The 16,686-nt window shown below is 67.2% G+C and carries 16 protein-coding genes and 1 other RNA gene; 7 read left to right on the top strand and 10 right to left on the bottom strand.

Going from position 1 to position 16,686, the window contains the following annotated elements:
• Positions 1–2: 2 nt before the first annotated feature.
• A complete protein-coding gene (gene ppk2 / locus AC50YM_RS06815; RefSeq protein WP_494956211.1) occupies positions 3–884 on the bottom strand; it encodes a polyphosphate kinase 2 in 882 nt (293 codons plus the stop codon).
• A gap of 134 nt (positions 885–1,018) precedes the next feature.
• On the opposite strand from ppk2, the gene AC50YM_RS06810 reads away from it, so the two are divergent.
• Positions 1,019–1,999 carry a 1-phosphofructokinase family hexose kinase gene (locus AC50YM_RS06810; RefSeq protein ID WP_494956210.1) on the top strand — a complete coding sequence of 327 codons (981 nt, stop codon included), beginning with the start codon at positions 1,019–1,021 and terminating at the stop codon, positions 1,997–1,999.
• A complete protein-coding gene (locus AC50YM_RS06805) occupies positions 1,996–2,568 on the top strand; it encodes a hypothetical protein (RefSeq protein WP_494956209.1) in 573 nt (190 codons plus the stop codon). Before AC50YM_RS06810 ends, AC50YM_RS06805 begins: the two co-directional genes overlap by 4 nt.
• A 52-nt stretch (positions 2,569–2,620) precedes the next feature.
• On the opposite strand, the gene AC50YM_RS06800 is transcribed toward AC50YM_RS06805, so the two are convergent.
• From AC50YM_RS06800 to rnpB, 5 genes are all read right to left on the bottom strand, one after another.
• Positions 2,621–3,424, bottom strand: a complete 804-nt coding sequence (locus AC50YM_RS06800) for an HNH endonuclease family protein (RefSeq protein ID WP_494956208.1) — start codon at positions 3,422–3,424, stop codon at positions 2,621–2,623.
• Between the two features lie 189 nt (positions 3,425–3,613).
• Positions 3,614–3,823, bottom strand: a complete 210-nt coding sequence (locus AC50YM_RS06795) for a hypothetical protein (protein ID WP_494956207.1) — start codon at positions 3,821–3,823, stop codon at positions 3,614–3,616.
• A 79-nt stretch (positions 3,824–3,902) separates the two neighbouring features.
• Positions 3,903–5,399 carry a glyceraldehyde-3-phosphate dehydrogenase gene (locus AC50YM_RS06790; protein WP_494956206.1) on the bottom strand — a complete coding sequence of 499 codons (1,497 nt, stop codon included), beginning with the start codon at positions 5,397–5,399 and terminating at the stop codon, positions 3,903–3,905.
• A 377-nt stretch (positions 5,400–5,776) separates the two neighbouring features.
• Entirely contained in the window at positions 5,777–7,390 is a 1,614-nt protein-coding gene (locus AC50YM_RS06785) for a GMC family oxidoreductase (protein ID WP_494956205.1), read from the bottom strand.
• A 296-nt stretch (positions 7,391–7,686) separates the two neighbouring features.
• Positions 7,687–8,080, bottom strand: an RNA gene (rnpB, locus tag AC50YM_RS06780) — RNase P RNA component class A.
• Positions 8,081–8,152: 72 nt separating this feature from the next.
• On the opposite strand from rnpB, the gene AC50YM_RS06775 reads away from it, so the two are divergent.
• Together AC50YM_RS06775 and AC50YM_RS06770 are read left to right on the top strand one after the other, a co-directional pair.
• Entirely contained in the window at positions 8,153–9,046 is an 894-nt protein-coding gene (locus AC50YM_RS06775; RefSeq protein ID WP_494956204.1) for an alpha/beta hydrolase-fold protein, read from the top strand.
• A 107-nt stretch (positions 9,047–9,153) separates the two neighbouring features.
• Positions 9,154–9,918: a YaaA family protein gene (locus tag AC50YM_RS06770; RefSeq protein WP_494956203.1), complete on the top strand. Its 765-nt coding sequence runs from the start codon at positions 9,154–9,156 to the stop codon at positions 9,916–9,918.
• An 82-nt stretch (positions 9,919–10,000) separates the two neighbouring features.
• On the opposite strand, the gene AC50YM_RS06765 is transcribed toward AC50YM_RS06770, so the two are convergent.
• Positions 10,001–10,738, bottom strand: a complete 738-nt coding sequence (locus AC50YM_RS06765) for a zinc ribbon domain-containing protein (protein ID WP_494956202.1) — start codon at positions 10,736–10,738, stop codon at positions 10,001–10,003.
• 62 nt (positions 10,739–10,800) lie between these two features.
• Positions 10,801–11,724: a Nif3-like dinuclear metal center hexameric protein gene (locus tag AC50YM_RS06760; RefSeq protein WP_494956201.1), complete on the bottom strand. Its 924-nt coding sequence runs from the start codon at positions 11,722–11,724 to the stop codon at positions 10,801–10,803.
• A gap of 79 nt (positions 11,725–11,803) precedes the next feature.
• On the opposite strand from AC50YM_RS06760, the gene msrA reads away from it, so the two are divergent.
• The 3 genes from msrA to epsC all read left to right on the top strand — a co-directional run bounded on the left by msrA (position 11,804) and on the right by epsC (position 13,951).
• Positions 11,804–12,328 carry a peptide-methionine (S)-S-oxide reductase MsrA gene (gene msrA / locus AC50YM_RS06755; RefSeq protein ID WP_494956200.1) on the top strand — a complete coding sequence of 175 codons (525 nt, stop codon included), beginning with the start codon at positions 11,804–11,806 and terminating at the stop codon, positions 12,326–12,328.
• A 65-nt stretch (positions 12,329–12,393) separates the two neighbouring features.
• The gene (gene cysK, locus AC50YM_RS06750) at positions 12,394–13,329 is read left to right on the top strand and encodes a cysteine synthase A (RefSeq protein WP_494956199.1); all 936 of its coding nucleotides are present in this window, start codon (positions 12,394–12,396) and stop codon (positions 13,327–13,329) included.
• Positions 13,330–13,366: 37 nt separating this feature from the next.
• A complete protein-coding gene (epsC, locus tag AC50YM_RS06745) occupies positions 13,367–13,951 on the top strand; it encodes a serine O-acetyltransferase EpsC (RefSeq protein WP_226761789.1) in 585 nt (194 codons plus the stop codon).
• A 63-nt stretch (positions 13,952–14,014) separates the two neighbouring features.
• Here the strand turns inward: epsC and AC50YM_RS06740 are convergent, their stop codons facing one another.
• Together AC50YM_RS06740 and gnd are read right to left on the bottom strand one after the other, a co-directional pair.
• Positions 14,015–14,848 carry an oxidoreductase gene (locus AC50YM_RS06740; RefSeq protein WP_494956198.1) on the bottom strand — a complete coding sequence of 278 codons (834 nt, stop codon included), beginning with the start codon at positions 14,846–14,848 and terminating at the stop codon, positions 14,015–14,017.
• A gap of 160 nt (positions 14,849–15,008) precedes the next feature.
• Entirely contained in the window at positions 15,009–16,445 is a 1,437-nt protein-coding gene (gnd, locus tag AC50YM_RS06735; protein WP_494956197.1) for an NADP-dependent phosphogluconate dehydrogenase, read from the bottom strand.
• Between the last annotated feature and the right edge of the window lie 241 nt (positions 16,446–16,686).

Here is a 16,686-nt window from a genome sequence, read left to right as displayed (position 1 = left end):
GGCTATCCCTCGCCAGCCTGCTGGAGGATGGCGGCGTGGTCCGGAACGTAGCGGTAGAGGTCCCGCGGCGGGCGGGTGTAGTTGACCGCCTTTGGCCTTTCCGGCAGGGTCACCTGTTCCGCCCGGACTTCGGTGTAGTCGATGCTGGAGAGCAGGTGGGCGATCATGTTGACCCGGGCCCGGCGTTTGTCCTCTGCTTCAACCACGTACCAAGGCGCTTCGGCGGTATCGGTCTGCATGAACATGTCGTCCTTGGCCCGCGAGTAGTCCTCCCAGCGGAGGATCGCCTCCCGGTCCATCGGCGAGAGTTTCCACTGCCGCAACGGATCATCCAGCCGGGACTTGAAGCGCCGCTCCTGTTCCGCGTGGCTGATCGAAAACCAGTACTTGAACAGCAGAATGCCGTCCTGGACCAGCAGCCGTTCAAAGACCGGGCACTGGGCCATAAAGCGCTTGTGTTCCGCGGGCGTGCAGAACCCCATCACGTGTTCGACGCCGGCGCGGTTGTACCAGGAGCGGTCCATCAGGACGATCTCCCCCGCGGCGGGAAGATGTTGCACGTACCGCTGGAAATACCATCCACCGCGCTCACGCTCCGTCGGGGCCGGCAGCGCCACGATGCGCGCAACGCGGGGGTTCAGGTATTCGGTCACGCGCTTGATCGCACTGCCCTTGCCGGCGGCATCGCGCCCTTCAAAGATCACTAGCACACGCGCCCCGGTGCTCCGGACCCATTCCTGCAGTGCGACGAGCTCGGCCTGGAGCCGGAGGAGTTCGGTCTCATAGATGTCAAGGTCCAGCCGCATGCGCCGCCTGGACCCGTGTCCCTTGCCGCCTTTCCGGCCTTTCTCTGCCTTGCCGGTGCCATCCTTGCCCTGTGCCATGGTTTCCGTTCCACTCGTGGCGGCCAACCTCCGTTCCGCCGATCCTGCCGCGCCCATTCTCGCGGAGCGGCCGGCTGCCCACAAGGGGACGTCCTGCAGGGACACCGGCAGCCCGGTGCTCCTATGCTGGGGCCATGGAAGCCTCCAGACCGACGGCGCTGCAGCCGATCCTCACGCTCACCGTGAATCCCGCCCTGGACGTCAGCACCGCCACGGAGCAGGTCATCAGCGGCCACAAGTTGCGCTGCGGCACCAGCCGGCTCGACCCAGGCGGCGGGGGCGTGAACGTGTCCCGGGTGGTGCAGCGCCTCGGCGGGCGGACCCTGGCGGTCTACACCGCCGGCGGGCCGACCGGGGAGGCCTACCGCCGGCTCATCGAAGCCGAACGCGTCCCCACCCTGGCTGTGCCGATCCAAGGGAGTACCCGCGAGGACTTCACGGTCGATGAGACGGCGACGGGCAAGCAGTTCCGTTTTGTGCTGCAGGGCCCGGAGCTGAGTGAGCCCGAGTGGCGTTTGTGCCTGGCGCTGGTGGCGGATTCGATTCCTGTGGGCGGGTACGTCGTGGCCAGCGGCAGCCTTCCGCCGGGGGTCCCGGAGGACTTCTACGCCCAGGTGGCCCGGCTGGCACGGCAGCACGATGCGCGCTGCATCGTGGACGCCTCCGGGCCGGCTCTGGCCGAAGCCCTCGCCGAAGGAGTCTTCCTGGTGAAGCCGAGCCGGCGGGAGCTGGGGCTGCACTTCGGCACAGCCCTGGAGAGCCCGGAAAGCCAGGTCGAGGCGGCCAGGACGCTGGTCGCGGACGGCTCCGCGGAGCACGTCGCCCTGACGCTCGGCGGAGAGGGAGCTGTGCTCGCCTCGAAGTCCGGGATCCTGCGGATGGCCGTGCCGCAGGTGCAGGTCCAAAGCACCGTCGGAGCGGGCGACAGCTTCCTGGCTGCTTTCGTGCTCCGTCACGCACAGGGCCGCACGCTCGAAGAGGCGCTCCGCGCCGCCGTCGCCGCCGGAAGCGCCACGGTAACGTCGCGGGCGACCGAACTCTGCCACCGCGCGGACGTCGAGCGGCTGGAAGCCGAACTTGGCGCCCGGGCCTACGACGGAGGCGCGGCACCGTGAAGCGCGGACCGGGTGTCCTGGCCGTGGCCATGCTGCTTGCCGCCGGTACGGCCGGCTGCTCCGGCTCCGTGCCGAACGCCTGTCCCGCCCTTGCCTGGTTCAATTCCGTGACGGTATCGCTGGCCGGCAACGCTGGCATGGTCCACCTGGTGGAGCTCTGCGCGGACGACGTCTGTTCGGTGCGCTCGGACGGCCCGGTCCGCGTTCCTGAGACCTCCGTCAGCGCCGGCGCCGTGCCCGCGCCGGTTTCAACCCTGCCGGTCACCCTCGTCCCCGCCCCGTCTGCGTCTGGGTCGGTGACCGCCCTCCCGTCCGCGTCCGCGTTGATCACGGCCCTCCCGGCCCCGTCCGAGCCGGTCTACAGCCCGTTCACGGCATCCCGGGTCGACGAGCGAACCTGGCGGGTCAGTCTGCTGATGCGCTCCCCGAAGACGGTGACGCTCACGGCGTACTCCGCCGACGGAGCTGTCCTGGCGCGGCGCGGGCTGGAGCTGGGCTGGACCCGGGTGGGCGGCAGCGGGGCCTGCGGCGGCCCGGCGACCTCGGGCCCGGTCACGCTCGTCGTCTAACCGCACGCGGTTGCTCTGCACTGCGCCCGCCCTCGACTCCGTTGGCTGGCGCTTACCGGGCGACGGCGACAACTGTTTGCTGTTCCGGGCAGGCGCCGAGGATCCGCTCCATGGCGTCCTTCTCGGCCGCGGTCACCCACAGCCGGTACGCGGCCTTGACGGAGACCTGCCGGGCGACGTAGTGGCAGCGGAAGGCTTTGTTCGGGGGAAGCCATGTGGCGGCGTCGGACGCGCCCTTGTCCTGGTTGGCGGGGCCGTCGACGGCGATCAGGTTCAGCGGGTCATTCGCCAGGTGCTCGCGTTGCGCGGGGGTCAGCTGTTGCGCTCCCTTTTGCCAGGCATCCCCGAGCGCCACGACGTGGTCGACCTGCACCTCCTTGCTGCTCGCGGCTCCGCGGCGGAAGGTGACCAGGTGGCCCGTGTACGGTTCCCGGAAGGATCCGGCGGCCACTAGGCAGCGGGATCCCTCGGTGAATTCGGCGTCCGGCAGGTCGCGACGGAGGATGTCATTGCGGGTATCGCAGCCGTTGTGGTCCGCATCGAGCCAGGCCTGGCCGAAGGCGGCCCGGTCATAGTTGTCCCTGGCCGCCCGGCCCTTGACTACCAGGGTGTCCAGCAACGCCGCGGCGGGGCCGGCGGGGACCTGCCGCACGGGCGGGATCGCCTTCATCCAGCCGGCTGCCAGCACAGGGGCTTCGCGGGGACCGTCGGCGAACCCCTCGCTGGCGGCAAACTGTCCGGCGGCGAAGAACCAGATGAATCCGGCGGCTCCGGTGACTGCCGCGGCGGCAAGGAGCGCCCAGGCCTGGCGGGACCGCCGTCGTGCCCGCCGGAAGTCCGCCCAGGTGAGCGTCATGCCGGCGTCCCGGAAAGACGCTGCCCGGTCCGCCGTCCCCGGGGACCGCGTTGGACTCCGCTGCGTCGGAGCCCGGAACGTCGGACTCCGGTGCGTTCGGGCGCGGGGCGAATCCTATCCACCCCAACAGCCTAGGCCCGGACTCCGGTGGAGCGGGGGTTGTCCACAGTGTGGAGGACAGGTGCCCGGCTAATTCTCCTTGGTCACGCGCACGAGGTCTTCGTTGGCGAGGGCCATCAGCGATTCGAGTTGCCGGACCCGTGCCTCGTCGACCTCACCGGCGGCCAGTTTCGCCCGGGCATCATCGAGGAGCCGTTTGGCTTCCTTGACGTTCAGCCGGGCGACGTCCAGCGCGTGTTCCAGGGTGGTTTCGTGCTCTACTGCCGAGTTCTGTTCCATTGCACCATTGTGGTGCCCTTTCCCGGCCGTTTCCAGAGGATCGGCCGGGAAAGGCGGAACAGAGTTCAGGCAGGTGGTGTCAGGCCGTGACCTCGACGGGCAGGCCGGCTGCTTCGAGGGTGGCGGCCGCGTCCTTGGCGGGGAACGACGGCGGGTTCACGCCCGCCATTTCCTCCATCACGCGGACCACCTGGCAGCTATAGCCGAACTCGTTGTCGTACCAGACGTAGAGCACAAGGTTCTTGTCGTTGGAGATCGTGGCCAGGCCGTCGACGATACCTGCGCGCCGCGAGCCGACGAAGTCCGTGGAGACTACCTCCGGCGAATCGATGTAGTCGATCTGCTTGCGCAGAACGGAGTGCAGCGACATCTCCCGCAGGTAGTCGTTGACCTCGTCCTTGGTGGTGCCGTTTTCCAGGCTCAGGTTCAGGATGGCCAGCGACACGTCCGGGGTGGGGACGCGGATGGAACTGCCGGTCAGCTTGCCCAGCAGTTCGGGCAGGGCCTTGGCGACGGCCTTGGCGGCGCCCGTTTCCGTGATGACCATGTTCAGCGCGGCCGAGCGTCCACGGCGGTCGCCCTTGTGGAAGTTGTCGATCAGGTTCTGGTCGTTCGTAAAGGAGTGGACCGTCTCGACGTGGCCGTGCACCACACCGTAGCGGTCGTTGATCGCCTTGAGCACCGGGGTGATGGCGTTGGTAGTGCAGGAAGCAGCCGAGACGATCGTGTCGGAGTCGGCGATCGTGCCGTGATTGATGCCGTGCACGATGTTCTTCAGTTCGCCCTTGCCCGGGGCAGTGAGCAGCACACGGGAAGCGCCCCTGCTCTGAAGGTGCTGGGACAGGCCTTCGGCATCGCGCCAGCGTCCGGTGTTGTCGACGATGAGGGCGTTATGGATTCCATAGGCCGTGTAGTCGACCGTCGCCGGGTTGTCCGAGTAGATGACCTGGATCTGGACACCGTTGGCGGTGATGGTGTCGTTCTCAAGGTCCAGCTTGATGGTTCCTTCGAAGGAGCCGTGGACCGAGTCGCGGCGCAGCAGGCTGGCGCGCTTGGTGAGGTCGTTGTCCGAACCGCGGCGGACCACGATTGCACGCAGGCGCAGGCCGTGGCCGCCACCTGCCTTCTCGATCAGGAGGCGGGCCAGAAGGCGGCCGATGCGGCCAAAGCCGTAGAGGACGACGTCGGTGCTGGTGCGGTCGTCGCCGCCGCGCTTGCCGACAATCTCGGCGAGTTCCGCGCGCAGGAACTCGTCCAGGCTGGCACCGTTGCCCTCGACCCGGTATTTCTCGGTGAGGCGGGCGATGTCGATGGCAGCGGCGCCGAGCTCGAGCTTGGTCAGGGCGTCCAGCAGCGGTGCTGTCTCTTCGAGACGCAGTTCTTCCTTGCTCATCCGGCGCGCGAAGCGGTGCGCCTTGAGGATGTTCATGGTGGACTTATTAATCAAGCTGCGACCGTGGATGGAGGTGACCACGTTGTTTTCGCGGTACAGCCGGCCGATCACCGGGATCATGGCCTCAGCGAGCGCCTCCCGACCCATCCACGTATCAAGACAAGAATCTGACGTCTGGCTCACAGAAATACCTTCCTAGAATCCACTGCATACGACGTCGTATGCGGAAGTCGGCTGCCGGAGGGTGTCCGGAACCTCGGCGCCGGCGGGGATTCGGTCCACCCCGGGCGCCTGTGTCAAGCAAAAGAAAAGCCACCGGCTGCGAACGCAGACCCGGCGGCAGAACTTCTACGTTCACGGACCATTCTACCGTTGGCCCGGCGGGGTCCGGCGCCCCGTTACACGTGAAATGACTCACACAGCGTGGCGGTGCGGGGCCGGGGACATGTTCCGGCGTGGCGGCCATCAGCGGCGACTCGTTCTTCGAATCGGCCCGTCACTCCCCTGTGGAAGTTGTGGGGCCAGGTCGAGCCCAAGAGCATCGGCCCGCGCGTCCTGGACTATCGGGCATCCTTAAGGATCATGTCCACGGCCTTTTCCGCGATCATGATGGTCGGCGCCTGGGTGTTGGCGCTGACGAGCCGGGGCATAATCGAGGAGTCAACGACGCGCAGTCCCTCCAGCCCGTGGACCTTCAGCCGCGGCGAGACGACAGCATCATCACCCGTCCCCATGGCGCAGGTGCCGACCGGATGGTACGACGTCCGGCCGAAGGAGCGCACGAATTTCACATACTCGTCGCGGGATTCCACCCGAGAGCCATCGCCAATGTGCTCGGCTTTGACGAGCTCGGCCATCGACGACTGCTCCATGATCTCCCGGCTCTGTTGCACGCCGGCGATTGCCATTTCAAGGTCGTAGTCGTCGGCGAGATAATTCGGATCGATGAGCGGCGCCTGGCTTGGATCTGAGGACACCGGACGGACGGTTCCGCGGCTCCGCGGCCTCAGGAAGTACGAATTCAAGGTGGCCCCGAACCCGGGCTTCAAAGCCGCCGCGCCGGCCCCCGCCCGCGCGGCGGGCAGGAAGTGGAACTGCAGGTCGGGGGAATTCTCCTCCTTGTTGGCGTAACTGAAGCCGCCCGCCTCGACGAGGGTGGAAGCAAAGGGTCCCGAACGGAAGGCAAGGTATTCGACGCCGGCCAGGACCGTGGCCGGGCGTACCTGACTGAGCCGGTCCAGGCTGTGGTAATCCTTGAGTTCGTAGACGATGTCGATGTCGCAGTGGTCATGCAGGTTCTTGCCGACTCCCTGCAAGGCATGGACGGTTTCGATGCCGGCGGCGGCGAGGTCCTCCGGGTCGCCGATGCCCGAAAGCTGGAGCAGCTTGGGCGACCCGAAAGCGCCGGCAGCGACAATCACTTCGCGGTCGGCCAGGTACGTTCGGAGGGAGCCGCCTTGGATCGCCTCGATCCCGACGGCCCGGCCATCCCTGATGATCACCTTGGAGACGGTGACGTTGGCACACACGGTGAGGTTGGGGCGCTTGCGGGCAGGCTTCAGATATGCAACGGCGGCGCTGCACCGGCGGCCGTTCTTGGTGGTGGTCTGGTAGAAGCCCACGCCGTACTGCTCGGCGCCGTTGAAGTCGCTGTTGTAGGGCAGCCCGAATTCCTGGCCCGCCTTCACGAAGGCCGCGGAGAGTTTGTGCGGGCGCAGGAGGTCGGAGACCCCGAGCGGACCCTGGGTCCCGTGGTGCGGTGCCGAGAGCCTGCTGTTCGACTCGGAGCGGACGAAGTACTCACCCACCTCCTCAGCGGACCACCCCTCGCAGCCAAAGTCCGTGACCCAGCTGTCGTAGTCCTCGGCCACGCCGCGAGTGAAGACCTGGGCGTTGATGGACCCCCCGCCGCCCAGCACGCGTCCCTGGGCAAGGGGGATGCGGCGGCCGTTGCTGTGTTGCTGCGGAATGCTGGTGTAGTCCCATTGGTACGGCCCGTTTTTCAGCTTCGGAAAACCCGCGGGGACGTGGATAAATGGATGACGGTCGGATCTTCCCGCCTCCAGCAGAAGGACGCGGACGGACGGGTCTTCGCTGAGCCTGCCCGCCAGGACGCTGCCGCCGCTGCCACCCCCGGCAATCACATAGTCGTAAACTGCGTCGTCCGGCACCATGCCTCCTATGCTTTTACGCGGATACTTTGGCTGGCTTCGCCGTTGTTTGGAATGTTCTCTGCAGTCTCTGGTCCCGCCGGGGTGATGTCAAGCATTCGGCCCGCCCGTATTTGCGCAGGCAGACGGTCTGCAGCGGCCGATAAGGAGCGGGTTCGATCGAATCGGACACGCCCGGCGACGGCGGGCCGGGGCGGGAACGCACAGCGGAATGCCGGTTGCCGCCGTCGTCCGTTCCCCGGGAAGGCCTCGATAAGCACAAAAACCGCAGGGAACACAAGGTTTCCCGGCGGTGAAAATGGATGGGTTGACCGATACGCCGGGTTCTGTGTTCCCGCACCGTTACCAGCGCGGGAGTAGCGGCCATCCATCTACGAACGCCGTTGCCGACGCCCTCCAGCAGCCTACCCGGACACTCGGGCGAGCAGCCCTCGAACGTGCCCTGTCTGGCCTTGCTCCGGGTGGGGTTTACCTAGCCTTCCCGGTCACCCGGGAAGCTGGTGGTCTCTTACACCACCGTTTCACCCTTACCTGCGCTGCGGCCCGTGCAAGCACACGCCACATGCCGGCGGTCTGTTCTCTGTGGCACTAGCCTGCGGGTTACCCCGAGTGGGCGTTACCCACCACCCTGCCCTGCGGAGCCCGGACGTTCCTCGAGCCACTTGCGTGACGCGCGGCCGCCTGGTCAACCCATCCGCTGTCCATTCTACGGTCAGGGCTGACCCGTCCGGCGACACCCGCGTCCGCCGAGCCTATGATCGGGGAATGGAGCAATACGCCCTGAGCCGGCGCCGGCTGCTGGAGCTCGCAGGAATCGGACTTGGCATGTCCGGGCTCGCGGCCTGCACTGATGACACCGCGCCCCCAGCATCGTCCCGCGCCGCGCCGTCCAGCCCGACGACGGCCGCGCCGCCGGTCCCGGCCGGCGCGTTGACGGTCCGGACCAGCAGAGGATCATTCGTCTCGGCCTTCCGCCCCGGGGTCGCCAGCCATTGGGCGGTGGTCGCACCTGAACTGCCGCCCGGCGGCACGCAGCCAGAACTTCCCGTGGCGGTGTTCCTTCATGGACTCGGCAGCAGCCACACCGCCCTGCTGGACGGGTTGGAAGCCCACGAGGCCCTCCAACGGCACCTCGACGCCGGAGGCGCACCGTTGGCTCTCGCCGCCGTGGACGGCGGGAACACCTGGTGGCACCCCCGCGCCGACGGCAGTGACACCCAGGCGATGCTGGTCAAGGAATTTGTTCCGTTCCTCGGCGGCCAGGGCTACGACCTCGGCCGGATCGGCCTCTTCGGCCTGTCAATGGGAGGCTTCGGCGCCCTGCTGCTCGCGTCCCAGGGCCGGCTGCCCGGAGTCCGGGCCGTGGCGGCCATGAGCCCGGCGGTCTGGGAGAACTACGGCTCAAGCATGGACACCGCCTTCGACAGTGCGGCCGACTTTGCGGCCCACGACGTGTTCGCGCTCCGTGCACGCCTCGCTGCGGTGCCCAAACGGGTCGATTGCGGCACCGGGGATGACCTCGCCGCCACGGTGCGCGACTACGTCGCGGAACTCCCTGGCGCCGTCGAGGGCGGTTTCCAGTCCGGAGGGCACGACGACAGCTACTGGCGCTCCATCCTGCCCGGAGTGTTGTCCTTCCTCGGCCGCAACCTCGGCTGAGCGGGCCCGGGGTCGGACACCGGGCGGGCACTGGGCGGGCACTGGGCGGGCACCGCAACAGCCGCCTGAGTACAATCCCGGCAACGGGCCGCCGCTAGGATTGGACGGTGCTGATTCTGCTGCCGCCCTCCGAAGGCAAGACCCCTGCCACGGCCGGTGACGCCGTGGACTGGGCCACCCTGAGCTTCCCCGAACTGAACGTGTACCGGGCGAAGGTGCTGGAGGGGCTGGGGACGGTCAGCGCCCATGAGGACGCCCTGGCGCTTCTGGGCGTCGGCGCCTCGCTGCGGGCCGACGTCGAGCGCAACACGCGGCTGCACGCCGAGCCGGCGGCCCCCGCCCATCAGGTCTACTCCGGCGTGCTGTACGACGCGCTGGACTACAACTCCCTCACGCCTACGCAGCGGAAGAAAGCGGACGAGCACGTGCTGGTCATTTCTGCGCTCTGGGGTGCCATCCGATTCGGCGACCGGGTACCGGCCTACCGGCTGTCGATGGCGACCGCCCTGCCGGACATCGGACGCCTGGCGTCCTTCTGGAAGCCGCAGCTCGCCGCGGCCCTCGCGGCCGCCGCGGACGGTGAACTGCTGGTGGACTGCCGCTCCAGCACCTACGCCGCGGCGTGGACTCCCCCGCCGGCGCAGACCGTTGCCGTTAATGTGTTCACCGAGGTCAATGGCGCGCGGAAAGTGGTCAGCCACTTCGCCAAGCACACCCGGGGCGAATTCGCCCGGCACCTGCTGGGCCGCCGGGGCAAGGCCCCGCAGACGCCCGCCCAGCTGCAGAAGGCGGCGGCCGAAAAGTGGGCCGCCGAACTGGTCGAGGGCACGGCCCGGAAGCCGCACATGCTCAACCTGATCCTGCCAAACTGACTCGCAGCAGGGCCGTTCTGAGTGCTAAGAACGGCCCTGCTGCGAGTCAGTTTAGGTGGCTAGGCCCAGTCGGTTGGCGTTGTTAGACCCAGTCGGCGGAGCGGACCAGGATGCAGCCGGAATCCGGGCAGAACACGACGTCGTCCTCGGCCGCGGCCTTGATTTCGGCCAGGTCCCCCGGGCTCAGCTGCATGCCGGAGCCCTCGGAGGTGCCGTGGAACAGGCGGGCCGCACCGACGCCACGCTTGGCCAGGGTCTTCTCGTAGACCGCCAGCAGCCCGGAATCCAGGCCCTCGGCGAACTCGGCCCGCTTGCCGCGCACCACCGTTGCCTCGGCGGCGATCTCGGCGAGCTGCTCGTCGAGTTCGGCACGGATGGAGCCGAAGGAGCCCTGGATGTCGTCAACGATCTGCTGCTGCGTGGCCTGGCGCAGGCGGAGTGAGTCCAACCGTTCCAGAACTTCCAGCTCGACGTCCTCAAGGTCGGAGCGGCGCTTGTTCAGGGACACCAGGTCGCGCTGCAGGGCAACCAGGTCCTTGGAAAGGCCGGTGCCGCTGTTGAGCCTCGCCTCGTCGCGCTCGATCCGGGAGGCAACCTGCTCCACGTCGGCTTCGGCGCGCTTGAGCTCGAGTTCAGCGTCGTGGACGGCCACCTTGGCGGCACCGAGTTCACCGGTGGCCACGCTGAGGGCGGCTTCAAGATCGGTGATCCGGGAGTCGCTTTCAAGGCTTCGGCGGCGGTTGGACAGGGATTTGAGTTTGGCATCAAGTCCCTGCAATTCGAGCAACTTCAACTGTTCCGCCGGTGCTGCCTTGGCCACTATTTACCTCCGCTTGTTCCCTGCCGGCAGGAGCCGGGCACCTATTCGGCGCTCCCTAGACTCTAGTCCCCGCCCGGAGTCAGAATGAAGTCCCACGGGTCGCTGTTGGTGGTGCTGACCCGGATCTCGACGTCGTGCCCCTGGTCGCTCAGCACATTGCCCAACGCCTCGGCTGCGGCCGGCAGCCACAGCCACTCACTGGCGAAGTGGGAAACGTCGATCAGGTACGGGCGGTCATTGACGGCCGCCTCGCGGGCTTCCGACGCCGGATGGTGCCGCAGGTCCGCGGTCAGGTAGACATCGGCATTGCTCGCCCTGACCTCGCCGAAGAGGGAATCGCCGGCACCGCCGCAAAGGGCCACGCGGCGGACCAGCCCGTCCCGGTCCCCGGAGACGCGCACCCCGCCGGCGACCGAGGGCAGGATGCCGAAGACACGGGCGGCAAAATCGCCCAGGGTCAGGACCTCCGCCAGGTCCCCGACCCGCCCGATCCCCTCCTCCGGCAGACCGTTCGCCGCCGGAGTCAGCGGGGCAACGTTCTGCAGGCCCAGGGCGTCCGCCAGGACATCCGAGACGCCGCCGACAGCGGAATCCCCGTTGGTGTGGACGGTCAGCAGGCCGGTCCCCGATTCGATCAGACGATGCACGGCCCGGCCCTTGGCGGTGGTGGCCGCAACCGAGGTGACGCCCTTGAGCAGCAGCGGATGGTGGGTGATCAGCAGCTGGGCGCCAAAGTCGATGGCCTCCTCGATCACTTCAAGGGTCGGGTCGACGGCGAAGAGGATCTTGCTCACCGCGGCGGAGGGGCGGCCGGCCACCAGGCCCACCTCGTCCCAGTCCTCGGCCAGGGATTCGGGCCAGAGCTCTTCCACGGCCAGCAGGACCATGCCCAGCGTGGGCACCTCCGGTGTTTCCCCGGATCCGCTGCCGGAATCGTCGTTTCCTACGGGCACGCCAGCGGAAACGTCGGTGTTTACAGGTTCCATACCCCCATTTTTACCCTATAGTCGGGCCTCCCCCGCGGACGCCGGGAATCATCGGGGCTCTTCAACCATTGAAGAGAGCATGAGAACATTTGTGCTTGGCGGAGGCTGCTTCTGGTGCCTCGACGCCGTCTACCAGATAACCAAGGGTGTCAGCGCCGTCGTTTCGGGCTACACCGGAGGCCACCTCCGCAGCCCCGACTACTACGCCGTCTGCTCCGGGACCACCGGCCACGCCGAGGTGGTGGCGGTGACTTTCGACGAGGAGGTCATCCCAGCGGAGGTCATCCTGGACATGTTCTTCGCACTCCACGACCCCACGACGCTCAACCGCCAGGGCTACGACGTCGGAACCCAGTACCGCTCCTCGATGTTCTATGAGACCACCGAGGAGAAGATCCTCTATGAGGAGGCCATCGAGCGGAACCAGTCGCTGTGGGCGCATCCGATCGTCACGGAGGTCAGCCGGCTGCCGGAGTTCCACCGGGCCGAGGAAATCCACCAGGACTACTTCGCCAAGTACCCGGAGCAGGGCTATTGCCAGGTGATCATCAATCCGAAGCTGGCCAAAGCCCGGAAATATTACTCAGCATGGCTTAATGCTTAGCTAGGGCCTGCGGGCTCTCGTTAGGCTGACCTCAGTATCCTCACAACAGACAGGCACAGACACCCATGGCACGGATCTATGACGATGTTACCCAGCTGGTCGGCGGCACCCCGCTGGTCCGGCTGAACCGGCTGACCGAAGGCCTTGACGCCACCGTGGCCGTCAAGCTGGAGTTCTACAACCCGGCCAACAGCGTCAAGGACCGGATCGGGGTCGCGATCGTCGACGCCGCGGAGAAGTCCGGTGCCCTCAAGCCCGGCGGCACGATCGTGGAAGGCACCTCCGGCAACACCGGCATCGCCCTGGCCATGGTCGGCGCGGCCCGCGGCTACAAGGTCATCCTGACCATGCCCGAAACCATGTCCACCGAGCGCCGCGTGATGCTCCGCGCCTACGGTGCCGAGATTGTCCTCACGCCCGGCTCCGAGGGCATGCGCGGCGCTGTGGAGAAGGCCCAGGAGATCGTCGCCAACACGGAGAACTCCATCTGGGCCCAGCAGTTCGCCAACGAGGCCAACCCCGAGGTCCACCGCCAGACCACGGCCGAGGAAATCTGGTCCGACACGGACGGCAAGGTCGACATCTTCGTCGCCGGCGTCGGCACCGGCGGCACCGTCACCGGCGTCGGCCAGGTCCTCAAGGAGCGCAAGCCTGACGTCCAGATCATCGCCGTCGAACCGAAGGACTCGGCCATCCTCAACGGCGGCGCCCCGGGCCCGCACAAGATCCAGGGCCTCGGCGCCAACTTCGTCCCGGAAATCCTGGACACCAACGTCTATGACGAGGTCCTCGACGCCACCCTGGAGGACTCGGTCCGTGTGGCCCGCGAACTCGGGGTCCAGGAGGGCATCCTCGGCGGCATTTCCTCCGGCGCGATCGTGTGGGCCGCCCTGGAACTCGCCAAGCGCCCGGAGAACGCCGGTAAGCTGATTGTTGCTGTTGTCTGCGACTTCGGTGAGCGTTACATCTCCACCGTTCTGTACGACGACATCCGCGGCTGAGCCCACCCGCCGTTTCCGATTTCGTAGAAAGGTCTTTGTGAGCTTTTTCGCAAGACTGAAGGAAGACCTCGACGCCGCCCGGTCGCACGACCCGGCGGCTCGAGGGTCCGTTGAGAACTTCTTCACCTACTCCGGGCTGCACGCGATCTGGGCGCACCGTCTGACGCACCGGCTCTGGCAGAACCCTGCGCTGCGCTTCCCGGCACGGCTGATTTCCCAGCTGGCCCGGTTCCTCACCGGGATCGAGATCCACCCGGGAGCCACGATCGGGCGCCGTTTCTTCATCGACCATGGCATGGGCGTCGTCATCGGCGAGACCGCCGAAATCGGCGAGGACGTCATGATCTACCACGGCGTAACCCTCGGCGGACGCTCGCTGGCCAAGGTCAAACGCCACCCCACGCTGGAGGACCGCGTCGTGATCGGCGCCGGAGCCAAGATCCTGGGACCCATCACTATCGGCCGGGACAGCGCCGTGGGCGCCAACGCCGTGGTGGTCAAGGACGCCCCGGCGGAATCGATCCTCACCGGTGTGCCGGCGACCTGGCGTCACCGGGACGCGCAGCGTGAGACCAAGCCCGCCGTCGACCCGGCTGAATACCTGATCGAATACCGGATCTAGCCGGCTCGTGCCGCCGTCTGACCGGCATGTGTGCCGGCATGCGCGCTGGCATGCGTGTCGAAACTACGCGGGAAACCGCCGGTAGATCTTCCAGATCACCACGTCGAAGGCCCGGTCCGGGAGCAGCCGCCGCAGCAGCAGAATCGCCCGGGCGCCCTTCCCCACCGGGTAGCGTGTCCTGGGCCTGCGAGACGTCGCGGCGTGCACGATGGCGTCGGCAATGACGTCCGGAGGGGTCGACATGGAGGAGCCTACGGTCGAGGCCAGCGCCGCGGCGACTATTTTCGCCTGGTCCATGTAGGGCCCGCGGCCGGAGGTGGCCAGCAGGCTGTCGCCGGAAATCGCGCCCCATTCCGATTCGGTTCCGGACGGCTCAATGATGGACACATCTATGCCGTGCGGCTTGAGTTCGATCCGCAGCGAATCGCTCAGGCCCTCGACGGCGAACTTCGTGGCGTGATACCAGGCCCCCAGCGGCTCGTACATTTTTCCGCCGATCGAGGACACATTGATGATCCTCCCCCGCCCCGCCGCCCGCATTCCGGGGAGCACCAGCTGCGTCATCCGGGCCAGGCCGAACAGGTTGACGTCGAACTGCCGCCGCCCCTCGGCCAGTTCCACTTCCTCCAGCGAGCCGTAGGAACCGTAGCCGGCGTTGTTCACCAGGACGTCGATCCGGCCATGGGCGGCCATCACCTGCTCGACGGCGGCGGTCATGGAATCCTCGTCGGTGACGTCGAGCGGCAGGACCGTCACACCGTGCGCCTTGAGGGGCTCCATCTTTCCGACGCGGCGGGCGCCGGCATAGACGGTGAAGCCGTGCGCCGCGAGCTTCCAGGCGGTCTCAAAACCGATTCCGGTGGAGGCACCGGTGACGAATGCTACGGGCTGTGTCATCTGCTGAACTCCTGGGACGCGGGCGGGTGGGACGCGGGCGGGCGGGACGCCGGCGGGGGCGGATGCCGGGACGGGATCCCGCAACGGGATTCCGGCGGTACACGAACGGCCGGTGCCCCCAGCGTAACGGGGAGCACCGGCCGCCGGCGTCAGGGCGAAACTAGTGGGTGTCCACTGCCTCGATTTCGGACTTGTCCTCTCCCCAAAGGGTGTGGAAAGTTCCTGCGGAGTCAACACGGCCGTAGGTGTGCGCTCCGAAGAGGTCGCGCTGGCCCTGGATCACGGCGGCCGGGAGGCGCTTGCGGCGCAGGCCGTCGTAGTACGCCAGCGAGGAGGAGAACACCGGCACGGGGATGCCGAGCTGCACAGCGGTGGAGACGACCCGGCGCCAGGCCGGAAGGACGTCGGCGATCGCCTTGGTGAAGGCCGGGGCGAACAGCAGGTTGGCCGGTTTCTGCTCCGCGGCGTACGCCTTGGTGATCTCCTTGAGCAGTTCGGCGCGGATGATGCAGCCGCCGCGCCACAGCGAAGCGATCTCGTCCAGTTTCAGGTCCCAGCCATATTCCTTGGCGGCCGAGGTGAGCATGTCCAGCCCCTGCGCGTACGACACCAGCTTGGAGGCGTACAGCGCCTGGCGGACGTCCTCGACAAAGCTCTCGGGGATCTCGACGTCGGCTTCGGCCCCAACGAGCAGCTCCTGGGCCAGCTTGCGCTGCTCCGTCTGCGAGGAGAGCGCCCGGGCAAAGACCGATTCGGCGATGCCCGACGTCGGGGAGCCCAGCTCGAGCGCGGAGATGACCGTCCAGCGGCCGGTGCCCTTCTGGCCAGCGGCGTCCACGACCACGTCGACGAACGGCTTGCCGGTCTTCGCATCCATGTGGCCGAGGACCTCGGCGGAGATTTCGATCAAGAAGGAGGCGAGGTCGCCCTTGTTCCACTCTTCGAAGATTTTGGCCTGCTCGGCAGGCTCGATTCCCGCGCCCGAACGCAGCAGGTCGAAGGCTTCACCGATGACCTGCATGTCGGCGTATTCGATGCCGTTGTGGACCATCTTGACGAAGTGTCCGGCGCCGTCGGTGCCGATCCAGGCGCAGCAGGGCTTGCCGTCGACGTGGGCGGCGATCTTCTCCAGCAGCGGACCCAGGGCGTCGTAGGACTCACGGGAGCCGCCAGGCATGATGGAGGGGCCGTTGAGGGCACCTTCCTCGCCGCCGGAGACGCCGATGCCGACGAAGTGCAGGTCCTTCTTGGCGAGGGCCGCTTCGCGGCGGCGGGTGTCCTCATAGTGGGAGTTTCCAGCGTCGATGATGATGTCGCCCGGTTCCAGCAGCGGCTCGAGTTGCTCGATCACGGAGTCGACCGGCTTGCCGGCCTTGACCATGATCAGCACGCGGCGCGGCTTCTCCAGCGAGTCGACGAGTTCCTGCAGGGTCTCCGTGCGGACAAAGTCGCCGTCCTTGCCGTGCTTCTCCAGCAGGGCATCGGTCTTTTCGACGGACCGGTTGTGCAGGGCAACGGTGAAGCCATTACGGGCCAGGTTGCGGGCGAGGTTGGCCCCCATCACCGCAAGGCCGGTGACACCGATGTGTGCTGACATCAAAACTCCAATTCATTCTGTGCAACGAGTGCAGTTCCTCCCGCGCGGAAGGCGGGACCATCTTCTTGGGATCAGTGGCTGTCAATAAACCATATGTATTTCCGCGGGCGGCTGGAAAGCCCTGCCCACGTGGCGGAATATGGCACGTCACATACAGTCTATGATTTCCCGCGCCCCGCGCCGCCACTGGCGGGCAACCTCGGCCGAAACGTCCGCTGGAACATCGTCTGGAACAGCGGCT

Source organism: Pseudarthrobacter sp. RHLT1-30-1 (assembly GCF_059383415.1).
The sequence above is the reverse complement of the archived record's forward strand: the minus strand, read 5'-3'. Positions and strand labels throughout refer to the sequence as shown.